We start from the raw sequence: 19,461 nt of genomic DNA, 5'->3' as shown, positions 1-19,461 counted from the left end.
AGCAGAAATGACCGTCAGAATTGGCGTTATCGGAACAGGTATGATCGGGCGTGACCACACGCGGCGCATGCAACAGGTGCTGGCGGGGGCGCAGGTGGTCGCGCTCAGCGACTATAACCCGGATGCCGCACGCGCGGTGCAGAAGGATCTGGCCCCCGACGCAAAGGTCTATGACCGGGGCGAGGATCTGATCGCCGCCCCCGATGTGGACGCGGTTCTGGTCTGCTCGACCGGATCGACCCACGAACCCTATGTGCTGGCCGCGATTGCCGCTGGCAAGCCTGTCTTCTGCGAAAAGCCGCTGGCAACCACAGCCGAAGGCGCGCTGCGCATTGTCGAAGCCGAGGCCGCGCATGGCAGCCGTCTGGTGCAGGTCGGCTTCATGCGCCGCTATGACGCCGGGTATCGGATGCTGAAACAGGTGGTGGATAACGACATCGGCACGCCGCTGATGGTCCATGCCGCACACAGGAACCCGACTGTGCCGGATACTTATGGCACGCCCATGGCCATCCACGACACGCTGATCCACGAAATCGACGTGCTGCGCTGGCTGCTGGATGACGACTATGTCTCGGCGCAGGTGGTGTTCCCGCGCAAATCCAGCCACGCCCATTCCGCCCTGCGCGATCCGCAGGTGGTGCTGCTGGAAACCGCCAAGGGCATCCGCATCGATGTCGAGATCTTCGTGAACTGCCGCTATGGCTATGACATTCAATGCCAGATCGTGGGCGAGGAGGGGCTGGCGAACCTGCCCGAACCCATGTCCATCACGCTCCGCAAGCAGGCGCATCTGCAAAACGAAATCCTGATGGATTGGAAAGACCGCTTCATCGACAGCTATGACGTGGAGCTCGCCGATTTCATCAAGGCCGCGGCCCAAGGCACTGCCGCTGGCCCCACCGCATGGGATGGCTATGTCGCCGCCATCACCTCGGACGCGTGTGTTCAGGCGCAGGAAAGCGGCCAGATCGTCCCGATCACCCTGCCGGCGCGCCCGGCGCTTTACGACTAAGGGGGGGCGCGATGCGCTTTGCCATCAACCATATCTCGGCCCCGAAACTGCCGCTGGCGGAGTTCTTCGCCATGTGCCGCCGCCTTGGCGTGCATGAGGTCGAGATCAGGAATGACATTCCCGATGTACTGGGCATCATGACCCCCGCGCAGGTCCGGGCAGAGGCCGACGCGCAGGGCATCACCATTCTGTCGATCAACGCGCTGTATCCGTTCAATGTCTGGTCTGGCGATCTGCCCGACCGGGCGCGCCGCATGGCTGACTATGCCGCCGAATGCGGTGCGCAGGCGCTGGTGATGTGTCCGCTGAATGACGGGAACAAGGTGCCGCATTCAGACCTGGTCACGGCCTTGGACGCGATGGTCCCGATCCTTCGGGATCGCGGCTTGACCGGGCTGATCGAACCGTTGGGCTTTCCGATCAGCTCGCTGCGCACCAAGGCCGAGGCCATTGCCGCAATGACCGAAGCGGATGAAACCGGCATCTTCAAATTGCTGCACGATACCTTCCACCACCACCTGGCGGCCGAGGCAGAGTTATATCCAAACCGAACCGGCCTTGTGCATATCTCTGGCGTGACCAATCCCGCGTTAGCGGTGGCGGATATGCTGGACGAACACCGCGTATTGGTAAGTCACGACGACCGGCTGGAAAACCTGATTCAGATCAAGGCCTTGCTGCAAGCGGGCTATGACGGGCCGTTCAGCTTTGAACCCTTTGCCGCCGAAATCCACGATCTTGCTGATGCCGAAGGCGCGCTTCGCGCAAGCATGGCCTATCTGAAAGAGGCGCTTTGACCATGTCCAACGCAATTATGCCCAACCGTCCGCTTGGCGTCGCCCTGATCGGCACCGGCTTTATGGGCAAGTGTCACGCGATGGCATGGCGCAATGTTGCAACCGTCTTCGGCGGGGCGCATCCAAGGCTGGAGGTGCTTTGCGACACGCCGGCCGACAAGGCCAGCGAGTTTGCCGCGCAATTCGGCTTTGCCCGCGGCAGCGACGACTGGCAGGGGGCTATTGCCGATCCCGCCGTCGATGTCGTGTCCATCACGACGCCGAACGGCATGCATCGCCCAATGGCCGAAGCGGCGCTGAAGGCGGGCAAACATGTCTGGCTGGAAAAGCCGATGGCGCTGACGCTTGCTGATGCGCAATCCATGGCGGAAATCGCTGCGGCGCATCCTCGGCAGATGACTTTGCTGGGCTATAACTATCTGCGCAGCCCCGCCTTTCAGGCCGCCCGTCAGATGTTGACCGATGGCGTTATCGGTCGCCCGCTGGCCTTCCGCGGTGTCTATGACGAAGACTATTCCGCCGACCCGAACCTGCCATGGTCGTGGCGGATGACACATGAAGGCGGCCGCCTTGGTGCCTTGGGCGATCTTGGTTGCCACCTTGTCAGCCAGATGGTGGCGCTGATGGGGCCGGTGGCAGAAATTACCGCAATCACCCAGATCGCGGTTCCGCAAAGACCTTCACCCGCAGGCCCCCGCGCCGTAGAAAACGAAGACAGCGCCATGGCGCTGATCCGGTTTGCCAGCGGCGCGCAAGGCAGCTTTGCCACGTCTCGCGTGGCCCGTGGCCGCAAATGCCGTCTGCAGTGGGAAATACACGGAACTGAAGGAACGCTGGTTTTCGATCAGGAAAACATGAACGAGCTTTGGCTGCATCGCGCTGGAGAGGCAGGATTTACCCGCCATCTGACCGGCCCTGAACAGCCTGATTTCGCGGCCTTCTGCCCCGCGCCGGGCCATAATTTCGGCTTTAATGAGCAAAAAGTCGTTGAATGCCGCGACCTGTTGCGCGCCATAGCCGGAGGCCCCGCAGCCATGCCCGATTTTGCCAACGGTCTGGGGATCGAGCGGATCATTCACGCCATGGCTGCCTCGAACGGCCAGCCCGTGAAGATTGAGGAGGCCGCCCATGAAGACGCTTGACCTGATCACCATCGGTCGCTCGTCGGTCGACCTTTATGGCGACCAGATCGGCGGTCGGCTGGAAGATATGGGGTCTTTCAGCAAATATATCGGCGGCTCGCCGACCAATATCGCCTGCGGGACTGCTCGGCTGGGGTTGAAATCGGCCGTCATCACCGGCGTCGGCGACGAACATATGGGCCGCTTCATCCGCGAACAGCTTGAACGCGAAGGCGTCGATGTGCGCGGCGTCAAGACCGACCCGGACCGCCTGACGGCGCTGGTTCTGCTGGGCATTCGCGACGAGGAAAGCTTTCCGCTGATCTTCTACCGCGAAAACTGCGCCGATATGGGCCTGACCGAAGCGGATATTGATGAGGGTTTAATCGCCTCGGCGCGCTCGGTGCTGGCCACCGGCACCCATCTGTCGCATCCGCAGACCCGCGCGGCGGTGCTGAAGGCGCTGGAACTGGCGCGAAAGCACGGTGCGCAAACGGCGTTGGATATTGATTACCGCCCGAACCTCTGGGGGGTGGCGGGGCATGGTGATGGCGAAAGCCGCTTTGTCGCCAGCGACAAGGTCACGGCAGAGCTGCAATCGACCCTGCACCTGTTCGACCTGATCGTCGGGACCGAGGAAGAGTTTCACATCGCCGGCGGATCGACCGACACCATCACCGCCCTGCGCAATGTCCGCGCCGTCAGCGATGCCACGCTGGTCTGCAAACGCGGCGCAGCGGGTGCCGTGGCCTTCGAAGGCGAGATTCCAGACAGCCTGGACGACGGTCAGACCGGTCCCGGCTTCCCGATCGAGGTCTTCAATGTGCTGGGCGCAGGCGACGGCTTTTTCTCGGGCCTGATGAAAGGCTGGCTGGACGGCGAGGACTGGCCCACGGCGCTGAAATACGCCAATGCCTGCGGCGCTTTCGCCGTCAGCCGCCACGGCTGCACGCCCGCCTATCCCAGCCTTGCCGAACTCGACTTCTTCCTGAAGCGCGGCGTCCAACGTCCCGATCTGCGCAATGATGCGGAACTGGAACAGATCCACTGGGCCACCAACCGTCAAGGGCGTATGGGCGGCGACTGGTCGACCATGCGCGTCTTCGCCTTCGACCACCGCCTGCAACTGGAAGAGATGGAGGGCTACACGCTCGACAAAGGCGGCGCGTTCAAGGAGCTGTGCCTGCAGGCTGCGTTGCAGGTGGCTGACGGGCAGGGTGGCCACGGCATCCTGTGCGACAACCGCATCGGACGTAGCGCGCTGCATAAGGCCAGCGGATCGGGCCTGTGGATCGGGCGGCCGGCGGAATGGCCGGGGTCGCGCCGCCTGACGCTGGAACCGGAACTCGGTGCCGATTGTGGCGCGCTGTCCGAATGGGCGCGGGAAAACGTGGTAAAGGTGCTGTGTTTCTGCCACCCCGATGACGACGCGGCGATGCGCGCGGATCAGGAGGCGACCGTGACCCGCCTTTATCAGGCCGCGCGGCGTAGCGGGTTGGAGTTCCTGCTGGAGATCATCCCCTCGAAGGTCGGCCCCGTCGATGACATGACCACCGCGACCTTGATCCGGCAGTTCTACGATATCGGCATCTATCCCGATTGGTGGAAGCTGGAACCGATGAAGACCCGCGAGGCGTGGGCCAACGCCATCTCCGCCATCGAGGAACACGACCAGCATACGCGCGGCATCGTGGTGCTTGGCCTCGACGCGCCCGAGGCCGAGTTGGCCGCCAGTTTCGAGGTCGCCGCCAGCTTTCCTCTGGTGCGCGGTTTCGCGGTCGGGCGCACGATCTTTGGCGACGCCGCGCGGGCGTGGATGGCGGGGCAGATCAGCGATGATGATGCGGTCGCGCAGATGGCGGATCGCTATGCAAAGCTGTGTGCGGTCTGGGACAAGGCGCGGGCGGCGGCATAAGAACCGGGGCGCTGCCCCGGACCCCGGGATATTTGCGCCAGAATGAAAGAGGCGGAGTAATGGCTGAGACGATCAGATTGACGGCAGCGCAGGCAATGACCCGTTGGCTTGCTGTGCAGAAGACCGATGGGGGCGAGCGTTTCATCGAAGGCGTCTGGGCAATCTTTGGCCATGGTAATGTGGCTGGGATTGGCGAGGCGCTGCACGGTATCGGCGATGCGCTGCCGACATGGCGCGGGCAGAACGAACAGTCGATGGCCCATGCCGCGATTGCCTTTGCCAAGGGTCATGCGCGGCGCCGCGCGCAGGCGGTGACGACCTCGATCGGGCCGGGGGCCACCAATGTGGTGACGGCGGCGGCACTTGCCCATGTGAATCGGCTGCCCTTGCTGATCATCGCGGGCGATGTCTTCGCCAACCGTAGCCCCGATCCGGTATTGCAACAGATCGAGGATTTCGATGACGGAACCGTCAGCGCCAATGACTGCTTCCGTCCCGTTGTGCGTTACTTCGACCGCATTACCCGGCCTGAGCATCTGCTGACAGCGCTGCCTCGTGCCATGCGGGTCATGACCGATCCGGCAAATTGCGGCCCGGTCTGTCTGGCCTTTTGTCAGGATGTGCAGGCGGAAGCCTATGACTGGCCTGCCGAGTTCTTCGAGCCGCGCGTCTGGCGGATCCGGCGACCCGAGCCCGATGCTGCGGAATTGGCCGAGGTGGCGGATCTGATCCGTGCAGCCAAAGCGCCGGTGATCGTTGCGGGCGGTGGGGTGATCTATTCCAGCGCGGAAGCCACACTGGCGAAGTTCGCCAGCCGCCACAACATCTTGGTGATAGAGACGCAGGCGGGGAAGTCGGCGCTGCCACAGTCTGATGACATGAATTATGGGGCGGCCGGGGTAGATGGCTCTGCTGCGGCGAATGCGGTGGCAGCAGGGGCTGATCTTGTCATTGCGCTCGGCACTCGCTTGCAGGATTTCACCACCGGGTCGCGGACCTTGTTTGGTGATGCCAAACTGGTCAGCATCAACGTGCAGCCTTTCGATGCGGCCAAGCATGGCGGGGTCTCGCTGGTGGCGGATGCGAAGGTTGCGCTGGAAAAGCTGGGCGCGGCTTTGGGCGATTACCGCGCCGACGCAGCGGCGCCGGGCGTCCGTGAAAGCTGGTTGCGGGCGGTCGATGCCCATTGCGCCGCCCCCGTAGACAGCAACGAATTGCCCGCCGACGCGCAGGTGATCGGCGCGGTGCAGCGTGCGACCGGGGCTGATGCCATCGCCATGTGTGCAGCTGGGACCATGCCGGGCGCGCTGAAACTGCTGTGGCAGCCAAGCCAGCACGGCTATCACATGGAATACGGCTATAGCTGCATGGGCTATGAAATTGCGGGCGCAATGGGTCTGAAGCTGGCGCGGCCTGATCGCGAGGTGATCTGTTTCGTCGGCGATGGCAGCTATATGATGATGAACAGCGAACTGGCGACGGCGGTAATGCGGCGCATCCCCTTCACTGTCGTGTTGACCGACAACCGGGGTTACGGCTGCATCAATCGCTTGCAGGCTGGCACAGGTGGCGCGCCGTTCAACAACATGTATGTCGACAGCAATATCGAGGTGCAGCCGCAGATCGACTTTGTCGCCCATGCCGCCAGCATGGGGGCGCATGCGATAAAGGCTGCGAATATCGCCGAACTGGAGGCAGGGATTGCCGCTGCACGCAGTCGCGACATACCGACTGTGATCGTCATCGACACCACCGCCGCCCCTGGGCCCGGCGACGGGCTGGAAGGTGCCGGACACTGGTGGGATGTGGCCGTTCCGGCGGTCGGTGACACCGAAAAGCTGCGCGTCGCCTATGCGGAATATCTGGAAAACGCCGCCAGGCAGCGGCTTGTGAATTGAGGGCATCATGATCCTTTACGGCACCAACCCCATCGCCTGGGCCAATGACGACGACCAAAGCATCGGCGCGCATATCCCGACAGAACAGATCCTGCAGGAGGCCGGTCAGTTGATCGGCTTTGACGGGATCGAGAATGGCCACCGCTGGCCCGACGATCCCGCCGCCCTGAAGGCGCTGCTTGAGCATTACGGTCTGCGCTTCATCTCGGGCTGGTATTCGACCGCGTTGCTGACCCGCTCGGTCGAGGATGAGATTGCCGCCGTGCAGCCGCATCTGGCGAAACTGAAGGCCAATGACTGCAAGGTCTGCATCACCTGCGAATGTTCGAACACCGTGCACGGTAGCCACGATATTCCCGTGAACCATCGTCCCCGGCTGACCCCTGATGAAATGGTGGCCTTTGGGACGAAGATGGAGGCATTTGCGGATTACCTCGCTTCGCAAGGCATCACGCTGGCCTATCATCACCATATGGGCACGGTGATCGAATCCCCCGAGGATATCGACGCCTTCATGGCTGCGACTGGTCCCGCGACGCATCTGTTGTTTGATGCCGGTCACTGCGCCTTTGGTGGCGGTGATCCGGTGGCGGTACTGACGAAACATGCGTCCCGTGTCGCGCATTTCCATGCCAAGAACATCCGCCCTCGGGTTGCGGAACGGGTCCGGGCCGAGGGCCTGTCCTTTCTGCAAGGGGTGCTGGCCGGGGCCTTTACCGTGCCGGGCGATCCAGAAGGCGCAATCGACTTTGTGCCATTGCTGAGTGTCCTTGCGCAGGCGGGTTATGACGGTTGGCTGGTGATCGAGGCCGAACAGGACCCAGAGATGAGGAATCCGCTGGAGTATCAGTCGCTGGGCCTGAGGTCGCTGAAGGCGGCAGCAGTCGCGGCGGGTCTGGATCATGGCGAGGCTGCGTGACACGATCCGGGGGCGCTGCCCCCAACCGGCATTCGCCGGTTTCCCCCGGGGTACTTGGGCCAGAATGAAAGGGATCTGAATGGTTGATCTTCTGCACAAGCCTTTCGGCACCCACGGCAAGGTGCATCAGATTACGCCCGAAAGCGCCGGCTGGCGCTATGTTGGCTTCACGCTGTACCGCCTGCGTCCGGGCGAGGCGGCGTCCGAAGCGACCGGCACCAATGAGGTCATCCTGGTGATGGTCGAGGGCAAGGCCGCGTTCCACGCCGCCGGTCAGGACTGGGGAGTTGTGGGCGAGCGGATGGACGTGTTCGACAAGACGCCGCCGCACTGTCTGTATGTCCCGAACGGGCAGGAGTGGCGGGCGGAAGCGGTGACCGATTGCGTGATCGCCGTCTGCGCGGCACCGGGGCAGGGCGGTCATCCGGCGCGCCGTATCGGCCCTGACGGTATTACCCTGACCCAGCGGGGCGAGGGCAACAATACCCGTTGGATCAACAATATCGCGATGGAGAATGAGGATTACGCCGACAGCCTGCTGGTGACAGAGGTTTTCACCCCCGCGGGCAACTGGTCCAGCTATCCCAGCCATCGCCATGATGAGGATGACTTTCCGCGCATCACCTATCTGGAAGAGACCTATTATCACCGCCTGAACCCGAAAGATGGTTGGGCGGTGCAGCGCGTCTATACCGATGACGGCAGCATGGACGAGGTCATGGCAGTCAGGGATGGCGATGTGGTCTGCGTCCCGCGTGGCCACCACCCCTGCGGTGCGCCTTACGGGTTCGAGCTGTATTACCTCAACGTCATGGCCGGGCCCCGCCGCGCATGGCGCTTTGTTCCCGCGCCAGAGGTCGAGCACCTGTTCTGAAAAGACGGGGGAATGGCGTCACGCCTGCGGCAGCCCGTGCTGGATCGGCGCGGCCTCTTCGCATATCCGCAACGTTCGGGGCGATGTCTGCATCAACTCGAACAGTGTCGCATGCCGGTCTGTCTGCACCCGTTCCACGGTGTGGCAACACTCATCTACCCGATCCTGCCGTCTCAAGCGGCTGCTGCGCCTGTGTCGGATGGCCGCATATCCCTTGGTCCACCGACGTTCTGGATTTGAAAGCAAGGCGCGGAGTGAGGTGCGGCGAAAGCCCCCTATATTGGGCTCAACAGCAATCAGACCGGGTATTGACCATGACCACCATACCGACCCAGACCGAACAGGATCCGCGCTGGCAAAGTGTTGTCGCGCGGGATGCGGGCGCGGATGGCAGCTTTGTCTTTGCGGTGAAAACCACCGGTATTTATTGCCGGCCGTCCTGCCCCTCGCGTCGTGCCAAGCCCGCCAATGTCGCGTTTTACCACACGCCCGAGGCGGCCGAGGCGGCGGGCTTTCGCCCCTGCATGCGCTGCAATCCCAAGGGGCAATCGGCCGCGCAGGCGAACACCGAAATCATCGCCGGGGCCTGCCGGATCATCGCGGCCTCGGACGCAATGCCAAAGCTGGATGACCTTGCCGCAAAGGTAGGCTTCAGCAGCCATTACTTTCACCGCCAGTTCAAGGCGATCACCGGGCTGACGCCCCGCGAATGGGGCGCTGCGCATCGGGCGCAGAAGGTCCGCGCTGAACTGCAGGATAAGGAGAATACCGTGACCGAAGCGATTTACGACGCCGGGTTCAACGCGAACAGCCGGTTTTACGAGACCTCGAACAAGGTTCTGGGCATGACGCCCACGGCCTTCCGTCAGGGCGGGAAGGATACCGATATCCGCTTTGCCCTGGGCGAAAGCGCGCTTGGCGCGATCCTCGTGGCCGAAAGCGACAAGGGTATCTGCGCCATTGCCTTGGGGGACGATCCCGAAGCCTTGGTCAACGAGTTGCAGGACCGCTTTCCAAGGGCCAATCTGATCGGCGGCGATGTGGCTTTCGAGGCCCGCGTGGCGCAGGTCGTTGGCTTTGTCGAAGCGCCGCAGATCGGGCTCGACCTGCCGCTGGACATTCGCGGCACGGCGTTCCAGCAGCGCGTCTGGCAGGCCCTGCGCGACATCCCGGTGGGTGAAACCGTCAGCTACACCGAGATCGCGCGCCGGATCGGCGCACCGAATTCGGTCCGCGCCGTGGCCGGGGCCTGTGCGGCCAACAAGCTCGCCGTGGCGATCCCCTGCCACCGGGTCGTGCGTCAGGATGGCGATCTGTCCGGCTATCGCTGGGGGATCGAACGCAAGCGCACCCTTCTGGAAAAGGAGGCCGCAGCATGAATGCCGTGACCGATTTTATCCCCGCCGCGCCGGTCGTGAAATCGGCCGAGCAGCGCCTTGCTGTCTATGACTGGTCGGCTTTCGCGGGCGAGATGAACAGTTTCGGCTGCGCCACGCTGAAATCCGTCCTGACGCCGGAGGAGTGCCGCGACCTTGCCGCGCTTTACCCACAGGAACAGCATTTCCGCAGCCATATCCACATGGCGCGGCACGGGTTTGGCAAGGGCGAATACCGCTATTTCAAATACCCGCTGCCGGATCTGCTGGGCGGGCTGCGCACGGCGCTTTGGCCGAAACTGGCCGAGATCGCGAACAGCTGGAACGAACGCATGGGGATCGATCAGCGCTACCCCGACGCCCACGCGGATTTCCTGCGCCAGTGCCACGAAGCCGGGCAGAAACGCCCAACGCCGTTGCTCCTGCAATATGTCACAGGCGACTTCAACTGCCTGCATCAGGATCTGTATGGCGATCTGGCCTTTCCGATCCAGGTGGCGTTCCTGCTGTCCCAACCGGGCCGCGATTTCACCGGCGGTGAGTTCGTGCTGACCGAACAACGCCCCCGGATGCAGAGCCGTGCCGAGGTCGTGCCGCTTATGCAAGGCGACGCCGTCGCCTTCGCCGTCCACAACCGGCCCGTCCAAGGCAGCCGCGGCAATTACCGCGTCAACCTCCGCCACGGCGTCAGCCGCGTCCGCAGCGGGCAACGCCATACGGTTGGGATCATCTTCCACGACGCGAAGTAGCCGGGATTGGGGTTCTCTCCCGGCAGCGGCGGCCGAATGGCTGCCGGTGCGGACGGCACGTTGCTGCGATGAAACCAGTTCGGCCGACACCGCCTCTGTTCCCAAGCGGGCGACGCGATGGCGGACATGGCGGCAAGACGCTCTAGCCCGCGTTTTCCTTTGGTGGTGCCGGCGTTCCTCTGGTTTTCCGCGAGAACCATTCGGTGATGCTCTGGATGATGAAATACAGCGATGGAATGATGAACAGGCCGATCAGGGTTGCCCCCAGCATCCCGCTGATGATGGTGATCCCGACGGCATTCTGCGCACCGGCGCCGGCGCCATGCGATTCCGCCAAGGGAAGGACGCCGAAGATAAAGGCCAACGCGGTCATCAGCACGGCGCGGAACCGGGCCTCGGCCCCAGTGCGAGCGGCATCCAGAATCGACATGCCCTCCTCTCGCCGCTCCTTGGCGAATTCGACGATCAGGATCGCGTTCTTTGCCGCCAGCCCGATCAACAGGACCAGTGCGATCTGGACATAAAGGCTCATTTGCAGGCCAGTGATGACCAGCCCAACGGCAGCACCGAACGCCGCCGCACCCAGCGAAAGCAGGATCGCGATGGGCAGCGAAAAGCTTTCATAAAGCGCGACGAGGAACAGATAGGCGAAGACCAGTGACATGACATAAGTGATGTATTGATTGCCGCCGCCCTGCTGTTCCTGAAACGACAGCCCGGCCCAGGCCACGGCATAGCCCTCTGGCATGTCTTCCTGGGCGATCCTTTCGACCGCGGCCATTGCGGAACCGGAGCTTTGCCCCGGCGCCGCCTGGCCGTTCACCGTCGCGGAAACCTGTTGGTTGAAGCGGTTGATGACATAGGGGCCAAGCACCGTCCGCGTTGTCGCCACCGTGCGCAAGGGCACCATCGCGCCGTTATTGCTGCGGACGTGCAGGTTCATCAGATCGGTGACGTCGCCGCGATATTCCCCATCCGCGGCAAGCGTGACCTGATAATTCCGCCCGCCGGTGGTGAAATCGTTGATATAGCTGGATCCGAAGGCAACGCCGATGGCGCTGTAGATGTCCGATGGACTAAGCCCAAGCCGTTCAGCGCGCACCCGGTCCACCTCCAGATAGACCTGCGGCACATCTGCGCTGAACGTCGAACCGAGCCCGCCGATGGCTGGGTCCTGATTGGCAATCGAAAGGAATGACCGCAGCGTCTGTGCAAGCTCGGCCGGGGTCTGACCCTCCAGCGTCTGAAACCGCATATCAAGGCCGCCGACGGCACCCACGCCGGGGATCGGGGGCGGTGCAAAGGCCGCAATCGTTGCGCCGGGGACCTGGCTGAAACGTTGGTTCAACGAGCTTAGAAGGTGGCCCATTTCGGTTTCTTCGGTCTCGCGATCCTCCCAGGGTTCAAGTGCAACGACCGCCATGCCGCCATTCGGGGCCGAAGTGCCTTGCAGAATGCTGAAGCCCGAGACGGAAATAACCTCTTGCACGCCGGGGGTGTTGGCCAGTTCCTTGCGGACAAGCGCCATGATTTCGTCTGTACGCTGCAACGAAGCGGCATCGGGAAGCTGGACGTTGACGAACAATGCCCCCTGATCCTCATCCGGCAGGAAGGTGCTGGGCAGCGAAGTGATCAGATAGACCGCGCCGGCGGCGCAAGCGGCAAGTATGCCGACCGGGATCGGCCAGAAGCGCAGCATGAAACCGACGATCTTGCCGTAACTATCGCGCATCCAGTTCAGACCTGCCTCGACCCAGGCAAGCGGGCCGCGCTTGCCGCCTTCTTTCGGCGGCCGCAGCATGATCGCCGACAGCGCCGGGGCCAGCGTCACCGCGACGATTGCGGACATGACCAACCCGCCCGAGATCGTCACCGCGAACTGTCGGAACAACTGACCGTTGATGCCGGGCAGAAAGGCCGTCGGCACAACCACCGCAAGCAGCACGAAGGTGGTCGAGATGATGGGGCCGGTGATCTGAACCATGGCCTTCTTCGCCGCTTCCGGCACCGGCATGTCGGGGTCTTGTTCCAGGTTGTGCTGGACGTTCTCGACAACGAGGATCGCGTCATCCACCACCAGCCCGATGGCCAGCACCAACGCCAGCAACGAGATCATGTTGAGCGAATAGCCCATCATCAGCAACACCGCCATCGCGCCCAGGAGCGAGACCGGAATTGAGATGCCGGCCACAATGGTCGCCCGCCAGTCCTGAAGAAACAGGAAGATCACCACCATGACGATGATAAAGGCTTCGACAAGAATCCGCATGATCAGGTCGATGCTGGAACTGACGAACAGTGTTGAATCGTAGACCGTGTCAAAGGTCAGATCGGCCGGAAAACGCTGTCGGGTCTCTTCCAGCATCGCCAGGACCGCATCGCGGGTATCCAGCGCATTGGCGCCGGGCCCCAGATTGACCTGTACCATGGTGGCATTTCGGTCGCCGACCATCGCCTGCGCGGCATAGGACTGCGCGCCCAGTTCGATCCGGGCGATATCGCCCAGCCGGACGATGCTGCCATCGCTGCCGGTGCGCACGATCAGGCGTTCGAACTCATCCGGTTCAGCAAGCCGGCCCTGGGACACCAGCGTCAGCTGCATTTCCGTCCCTTCCGGCGCCGGCGGGCCGCCAAGCTCACCCAGGGCAGCCTGCACGTTCTGGGTCGAGATGGCGGCGGCCACCTCGTCCGCGGTAATTTCCAGCGCGACCATTTTCGGCGTATCCAGCCAGATGCGCATGGCATATTCGGATGTGCCCACGGATGACGCATCACCAACGCCCGAGATGCGGACGATTTCGTCAATCAGCGAGGTGCTGACATAGTTCGCGACGGCCAGATCGTCGATCTGCCCGTTTTCAGAATAGAACCCTAGTGCCAGCAGAAAGTCCGGCGAGCTGGCGCGGACCTCAACGCCTTGCTGCTGCACCTCGCTTGGCAGGCTGGACATTGCCAGTTGCACGCGGTTCTGCACGTTCACCTGCGCCTGATCCGAGTCGGTGCCGATCTCGAAGGTGACCGCCAGCGAATATTGTCCGGCATTCGAACTGGTCGAGGACATGTAGGTCATATCATCGACGCCATTGACGGCGGATTCGATGGGGCCGCCGATCACGTCGGCTACGGTTTCGGCGCTGGCACCGGGATAGATCGTCGATACGTTGACCGTTGGCGGGGTGATGTTCGGATATTGTTGAACGGGCAAGGCAAAAAGCGCGATCAGCCCGACGATCGAAATGACGATCGAAACCACCAGCGCGAAGCGGACCCGACTGATGAAGAAATTCGAGATCATGGCGCGTCACCGGCGGGCTCGGCATCCTCTTCCGCGCTCGGCGTATCGGTTGCCGGGTCGGTCGCGGCGTCACTGTCTGTCGGTGCGGGGGCGCTGACGGCGACTGTCATGCCATCCTGCAAGCGTTGCACGCCCTCGACAACCAGCATTTCCCCGCCTTGAAGACCCTCGGTGACAGCCCAGCCGTTTCTGACGCCCGGACCAGTAGAGATACGCCGCTGAGAGACGGTGTCATCGTCGTTGACCAGAAAGACATAGCGGCCTTCGCGGTCCTGAAGCACGGCGGGCTGCGGAACGATCGGCAGGCTTTCGGGGTCTTTTTCCGCGATGAGAATGGTGACGAACTGGCCCGGCAGCAAAAGCGCATCCGGGTTTTCGTATACGATGCGCACCGGAACGCTGCCTGTGGCGGGGTCAACCTGATTGTCGATATATTCCAGCGTTCCGGTCAAAGGATATGGGCTGCCATTCGCCAGCATCAGGCTGAAATTGACGCTTTCAGCGCCGGTTTCAGCGACCCCGCTTTGCTGCATGTCCAGCAAAAGCTGCTCCGGTATCGAAAACACGACCCGAATGGGATCGAGCTGCACGACCTGCGCCAGTGATCCGGCCGATGGCCCGACGAAATTACCCCTGGTAATCAATGCCTGCCCGATCTTTCCGGTGATCGGGCTGGTGATTGTCGTATAGCCTTGATTGATTCGGGCCAGTTCGACGCCGGCCTGTGCCGCCTGCACATTCGCTTCGGTGACCTGAAAATCGGCCTGTGCCTGTTCCAGATTCACCGCTGCCGCGGCATTTCTGTTCACCAGTTCCTGTTGTCGCCTGGCCTCGCTTTCGGCGCGCACACGCTGCGCCTCGGCCTGGGCAAGGCTGGCTTGCGCGGATGCAACCTCGGCTTCATAGCGCTCGGGCTCGATCAGGAAAAGCTGGTCGCCATTTTCAACGATCTGGCCCGCGGTGAAGGTGACTTCATCGATGAAACCCTCGATCCGCGCCTGTATTTCGACGCTTTCGATTGCTTCCACATTCGCGGTAAAGCTGTCGGGCGCTTCAATCGGCGCGACTTCGACCTGATGCGTGACAACGACAGGCGGAGGCGTTTCCTGCGCAAGCATTTCGGTTGCTGACAGACTGTACGGAATGCCCGGAGCCACTATCGCAAAGGCCAATGTCCGGAAGATTCTGCGCATCTATCTGCCCCCCAAAAAGGTTGCTGTGTCGGTATCCGCCATTCAAGAGTTGCTGCTACGGATTGTAGCGGCAAGTACGTTAGATGCAATATTCGAGCGGCGCGGCTAACGCGTCCGCAACTGTATTCAACTGCCCTTGAGCTGCCCGCGCCAGCAACCGGGCCGGTTAAACCGCGAACATCATCGCGCAGTGGGGCAGGCTGAAGCCGGCTGTCATCCTCATTCAACCTCTACATGCGCGAGATGGTCTCCTTCGGATATGTTATCCCCTGCGGCAGCTTTCAGACGAATCTTTCCGGCACGATCGCTGTGCAGTGTCATTTCCATTTTCATCGCTTCCATGACGGCGATGGGCTGTTCGGCCTTGACCGTGGCGCCGTCCTTGACAAGCCAACGGGTAAGCGTGCCGGAAATCGGCGCGGTCAGCGTCCCGTCGGCTGCTTTTTCAGCAGGCTTTTCCGAAGGCGGGGGCGCGGCGGGGGCGACGTGGCCAAGCGCTGTGCCAAGGCGGGCCAGAGCCTGCGCAGACAGCCCGATATCGTGGCGCTCCCCGGCGATCTCAACGGGCAGGCGCAGCACTGTATCTTCGGCTTCGGGCACGCGCAGGGCGGCGTCCAGATCGTCGGCGAAATCGGTCTCGATCCAGCGGGTATGAACGGCGAAGGGGGCGCTGCCGTCGAAATCCGGGGCGTCCAGTACCGCACGGGCAAAGGGCAGGACCGAGGCGACGCCTTCAATGCGGAACTCTGACAATGCGCGACGGGCGCGGGCAATCGCGATTTCCCGCGTGGGGCCGGTCACGATCAGCTTGGCCATCAGGGAATCGAAGGCCCCCGCGACCACGCTGCCGGTCTCGACGCCGCTGTCCAACCGGATGCCGGGGCCGGACGGCGGGGCAAAGCGGGTGATCCGGCCCGGCGTCGGCAAGAAGCCGCGGCCCGGATCTTCGGCATTGATGCGGAATTCGATGCTGTGGCCGGTGGGGGTGGGCATGGCGTCGATGCGCAAGGCCCCGCCCCGGGCGATGCGGATCTGTTCGATCACAAGGTCGATGCCGGTGGTTTCCTCGGTGACGGGGTGTTCGACCTGAAGGCGGGTATTCACCTCCAGAAAGCTCAGCATGCCGTCGGCGCCCAGCAGAAATTCCACCGTGCCCGCGCCGGTATAGGCGGCCTTGCGACAGATGTCGCGGGCGGCGGTTTCGATCCGGTCGGCGGTGCCTTCGGGCAGGAAGGGGGCGGGGGCTTCCTCGACCAGCTTCTGGTTGCGGCGTTGCAGGGAACAGTCGCGCAGGCCCACGACGGCGACATTGCCGTGCCGATCGGCCAGCACCTGCGCCTCGATATGGCGGGGGCGGTCAAGGAAGCGTTCGACATAGCAGGCACCGTTGCCAAAGGCGGTCTGCGCCTCGCTGGCGGCGGCGGCAAACAATTCGTCAATTTCGGCTTCGTCGCGGACCACGCGCATGCCGCGCCCGCCGCCCCCGGCCGAGGCCTTGATGGCGACCGGAAGCCCGTGCTCGGCGACAAAGGCGCGGATTTCGGCGGCATCTGCCACCGGCCCGTCGCTGCCGGGAACCAGAGGCGCGCCGACCTCGCGGGCGATGGCGCGGGCGGCGATCTTGTCGCCAAGGGCCGAGATCGCCGCCGGGTCCGGGCCGATCCAGATCAGCCCGGCATCCTGAACGGCCTGCGCGAATTTGGCGCTTTCGGACAGGAAGCCGTAGCCTGGATGGACCGCATCCGCGCCCGCCCGGCGGGCGATCTCCAGCAGGGCCGGGATGTTCAGATAGGTCTCGGCCGGGGTCTTGCCGGGCAGCGCGAAGGCCTGATCTGCCAGACGCAACCAGCAGGCGTCCGCATCGGCATCGGCATAGACGGCAACCGACGAAAGGCCGGCATCGCGGCAGGCGCGCAGGATGCGCAGGGCGATTTCGCCACGATTGGCGATGAGGATCTTTTTCATGTCCGGCCTCTGCTTGGGTTCGGGATGATCGGGGCGAAGGGTGCGCGGGCGCGAAAGCGGATGCGCGCACCGGGCGGCACCTGCGCCGCCAGATCAAGATGGTGGGCGGCGACCACGGCCATCACCGGATAGCCGCCGGTCAGCGGATGATCGGCCAGAAACAGCACGGGCTGGCCGGAATGGGGGATCTGGATGGCACCGGCGGGTGTGGCCTCGCTTGGCAATTCGCGGGCATCGCGTTGCAGGGGCTGGCCCTCCAGCCGCTTGCCGACGCGGCTGGATTGCGGGGTGACCAGCCAGTCCTGCGCCAGAAACTGCGCCTGCACCTGTGGCGTAAACCAGTCGGCGCGCGGTCCCATGGTCACCTCGATTTCCACCAGATCGCCGGGGCGGGGCAGCGCAGGCTGGGCCAGTGGCGGCTGCACGGCTTCGGCGCGGGCACCCGCCAGCCCCAGCCAATCACCGGCGCGCAAGACCTTGGGGCCGATCTGGGCCAGCGTGTCGGTGGCAGCACTGCCCAGCACCGGCTCGACCGTAAAACCGCCGCGGACGCCAAGATAGCCGTAGGTGCCGCTGTCTGCCGGGCCAAGGGCGAGTTCATCGCCCGCATCAAGCGCGATCACCCGATGAGAGGCGAAGGGCGCGCCGTTCACCTGCATCTGTCGTGGCGCCCCGGTCGCAGCCACCGTGCAGGGCGCGGTCGCGCGCAGGCGCAGACCGCCGCCCAGAACCTCCAGCGCGGCCGTGCCGGGGGAGTTGCCCAGAAGCCTGTTCAGCGCCCGGAGCGCACCCTGATCGACCGAGCCCGATGCCGCGATGCCCTGATCGGCAAGCCCCACCCGCCCGGCATCCTGCAACAGCGCCGGAAAGGGTGCGGCGAGGATGTCCCAGCGTGCCGCCGGTGGCGTGAGTTCGGGTGTTGAGGGTCGGGCCGGCTGCGACCGCAGCCTGCCTGCCTTGGCCTGATCGACGAAGCGGACCCGGTCGCCGGGTGCCAGCAATGCGGGTGGGTCGCGGTTCAGATCCCACATCGGGACCGGCGCGGTGCCGATGATCTGCCAGCCGCCGGGGCTGGATTGCGGATAGACGCCGCTGAAAGTGCCCGCCAGCGCCACAGACCCGGCCGGGATCTCTGTCCTCGGCGTGGCGCGTCGCGGCACGTCAAGGGCCGGGTCGCCGCCGGTCAGATAGCAGAAGCCGGGTGCGAAACCGTTGAATGCCGCCAACCAGGGCGTGCCGGTATGCCGCGCGATCACCTCGGCGCGGCTGAGGTCGGTCAGGGCGGCGACCTCGTCCAGGTCCTGGCCGTCGTAATCGACCGGGATCTCGACCTCACGGCCCGTGCCGGCATCGCGATGGGACAGATCGCGCGGGGCAATTTCCGCCGCCAGTTCCGCCGCGCTGATCCGATAGGGATCAAAGCCGATCAGCAGGGTCTCGGCCGCCGGAATCATCTCGGCCATGCCCGGCACCGGCTTCGCGCGCAGACTGGCATGTAGCGACAGCACCTCGTCAAGGCTGCCAAGCTGCACCAGAAGCGCGTTTTCACCGGCGGGCAGGAAGCGCATGTTCAGCCCTTCGCGAAGGGGGTCAGCGCGACCCCTTCCGCGTCGAAGACCGCGCGCAGGCGGCGTGCGATGGCGACCGCGCCGGGGTTGTCGCCGTGAACGCAGATCGATTGCGCCTCGATGGGAACAAGGCTGCCGTCCTGCGCCTCGATCACGCCATCGCGGGCGAGGCGCAGCATCCGCGCGGCGATCAGGTCGGGGTCGTGCAGCACCGCGCCCGGATCGCGGCGCGAGACCAGTTGGCCGTCGGGCTGATATCCGCGGTCGGCGAAGGCCTCGGCCACCACGGTCAGCCCGGCGGCGCGGGCATGGGCGACCAGCGGCGAACCCGCCAGCGCCAGCAGCGGCAGGGTGGCATCATAGGCGCGAATGGCGGCGATGACGGCATCGGCCTGCGCGCCGCCCTGCGCGATGGTGTTATACAGCGCCCCGTGGGGTTTGACGTAAGTGACCCGCGTCCCCGCCGCCCGCGCCAGCCCGTCAAGCGCGCCGATCTGATAGATCACATCGGCGGTCAGCTCGCGCGGCGGCACGTCCATCGGACGGCGACCGAAGCCGGCGAGATCGCGGTAGCCGACATGGGCGCCCACGGCCACGCCGCGGGCGGCCGCAGCGCGCAGCGTGTCCAGCATCCCCGCAGGATCGCCGGCATGAAAGCCGCAGGCGATATTGGCCGAACTCACGATGTCCAGCATCACCGCATCGTCGCCCATCGCCCAGGCGCCGAAGCTTTCGCCCATGTCGCTGTTCAGGTCCATGGCGCTTTCCTTTCGCGG

General features: G+C 64.0%; 14 protein-coding genes. 9 read left to right on the top strand and 5 right to left on the bottom strand.

Annotation, left to right across the window (positions count from 1 at the left end; translation table 11 throughout):
- The first annotated feature begins 7 nt into the window (after positions 1–7).
- The 9 genes from G7044_RS09945 to G7044_RS09905 all read left to right on the top strand — a co-directional run bounded on the left by G7044_RS09945 (position 8) and on the right by G7044_RS09905 (position 10,664).
- Positions 8–1,015, top strand: coding sequence for a Gfo/Idh/MocA family protein (locus G7044_RS09945; protein WP_166328447.1), 1,008 nt, complete (start codon positions 8–10; stop codon positions 1,013–1,015).
- A gap of 11 nt (positions 1,016–1,026) precedes the next feature.
- Positions 1,027–1,812, top strand: a complete 786-nt coding sequence (locus G7044_RS09940; protein ID WP_166328445.1) for a TIM barrel protein — start codon at positions 1,027–1,029, stop codon at positions 1,810–1,812.
- A 2-nt stretch (positions 1,813–1,814) separates the two neighbouring features.
- Positions 1,815–2,954, top strand: coding sequence for a Gfo/Idh/MocA family protein (locus G7044_RS09935; protein WP_166328443.1), 1,140 nt, complete (start codon positions 1,815–1,817; stop codon positions 2,952–2,954).
- Entirely contained in the window at positions 2,941–4,848 is a 1,908-nt protein-coding gene (locus G7044_RS09930) for a bifunctional 5-dehydro-2-deoxygluconokinase/5-dehydro-2-deoxyphosphogluconate aldolase (protein ID WP_166328441.1), read from the top strand. The genes G7044_RS09935 and G7044_RS09930 overlap by 14 nt, the downstream gene beginning before the upstream one ends.
- Positions 4,849–4,907: 59 nt before the next feature.
- Entirely contained in the window at positions 4,908–6,746 is a 1,839-nt protein-coding gene (gene iolD / locus G7044_RS09925; protein ID WP_166328439.1) for a 3D-(3,5/4)-trihydroxycyclohexane-1,2-dione acylhydrolase (decyclizing), read from the top strand.
- Positions 6,747–6,753: 7 nt separating this feature from the next.
- Positions 6,754–7,665, top strand: a complete 912-nt coding sequence (gene iolE, locus G7044_RS09920; protein ID WP_166328437.1) for a myo-inosose-2 dehydratase — start codon at positions 6,754–6,756, stop codon at positions 7,663–7,665.
- A gap of 79 nt (positions 7,666–7,744) precedes the next feature.
- The gene (iolB, locus tag G7044_RS09915; RefSeq protein WP_166328435.1) at positions 7,745–8,539 is read left to right on the top strand and encodes a 5-deoxy-glucuronate isomerase; all 795 of its coding nucleotides are present in this window, start codon (positions 7,745–7,747) and stop codon (positions 8,537–8,539) included.
- A 314-nt stretch (positions 8,540–8,853) separates the two neighbouring features.
- Positions 8,854–9,918: a bifunctional DNA-binding transcriptional regulator/O6-methylguanine-DNA methyltransferase Ada gene (gene ada, locus G7044_RS09910; protein ID WP_166328433.1), complete on the top strand. Its 1,065-nt coding sequence runs from the start codon at positions 8,854–8,856 to the stop codon at positions 9,916–9,918.
- Positions 9,915–10,664 carry a 2OG-Fe(II) oxygenase gene (locus tag G7044_RS09905; protein ID WP_166328431.1) on the top strand — a complete coding sequence of 250 codons (750 nt, stop codon included), beginning with the start codon at positions 9,915–9,917 and terminating at the stop codon, positions 10,662–10,664. The genes ada and G7044_RS09905 overlap by 4 nt, the downstream gene beginning before the upstream one ends.
- Before the next feature lie 142 nt (positions 10,665–10,806).
- Here G7044_RS09905 and G7044_RS09900 read toward each other — a convergent pair whose 3' ends face one another.
- The 5 genes from G7044_RS09900 to G7044_RS09880 all read right to left on the bottom strand — a co-directional run bounded on the left by G7044_RS09900 (position 10,807) and on the right by G7044_RS09880 (position 19,443).
- Positions 10,807–13,959: an efflux RND transporter permease subunit gene (locus tag G7044_RS09900; protein WP_166328429.1), complete on the bottom strand. Its 3,153-nt coding sequence runs from the start codon at positions 13,957–13,959 to the stop codon at positions 10,807–10,809.
- Complete coding sequence (locus tag G7044_RS09895) at positions 13,956–15,077, bottom strand: efflux RND transporter periplasmic adaptor subunit (protein ID WP_166328427.1); 1,122 nt, start codon at positions 15,075–15,077, stop codon at positions 13,956–13,958. Before G7044_RS09895 ends, G7044_RS09900 begins: the two co-directional genes overlap by 4 nt.
- Positions 15,078–15,371: 294 nt before the next feature.
- The gene (locus G7044_RS09890) at positions 15,372–17,117 is read right to left on the bottom strand and encodes an acetyl/propionyl/methylcrotonyl-CoA carboxylase subunit alpha (protein ID WP_166328425.1); all 1,746 of its coding nucleotides are present in this window, start codon (positions 17,115–17,117) and stop codon (positions 15,372–15,374) included.
- Positions 17,114–18,685, bottom strand: a complete 1,572-nt coding sequence (locus G7044_RS09885; RefSeq protein ID WP_166328423.1) for a 5-oxoprolinase subunit B/C family protein — start codon at positions 18,683–18,685, stop codon at positions 17,114–17,116. Before G7044_RS09885 ends, G7044_RS09890 begins: the two co-directional genes overlap by 4 nt.
- 2 nt (positions 18,686–18,687) lie before the next feature.
- On the bottom strand, positions 18,688–19,443 hold the full coding sequence (locus G7044_RS09880) for a LamB/YcsF family protein (protein WP_166328421.1): 756 nt from the start codon (positions 19,441–19,443) through the stop codon (positions 18,688–18,690).
- Between the last annotated feature and the right edge of the window lie 18 nt (positions 19,444–19,461).

It is taken from the genome of Paracoccus xiamenensis (genome assembly GCF_011308835.1).
GTDB lineage: Bacteria > Pseudomonadota > Alphaproteobacteria > Rhodobacterales > Rhodobacteraceae > Paracoccus > Paracoccus xiamenensis.
The sequence above is the reverse complement of the archived record's forward strand: the minus strand, read 5'-3'. Positions and strand labels throughout refer to the sequence as shown.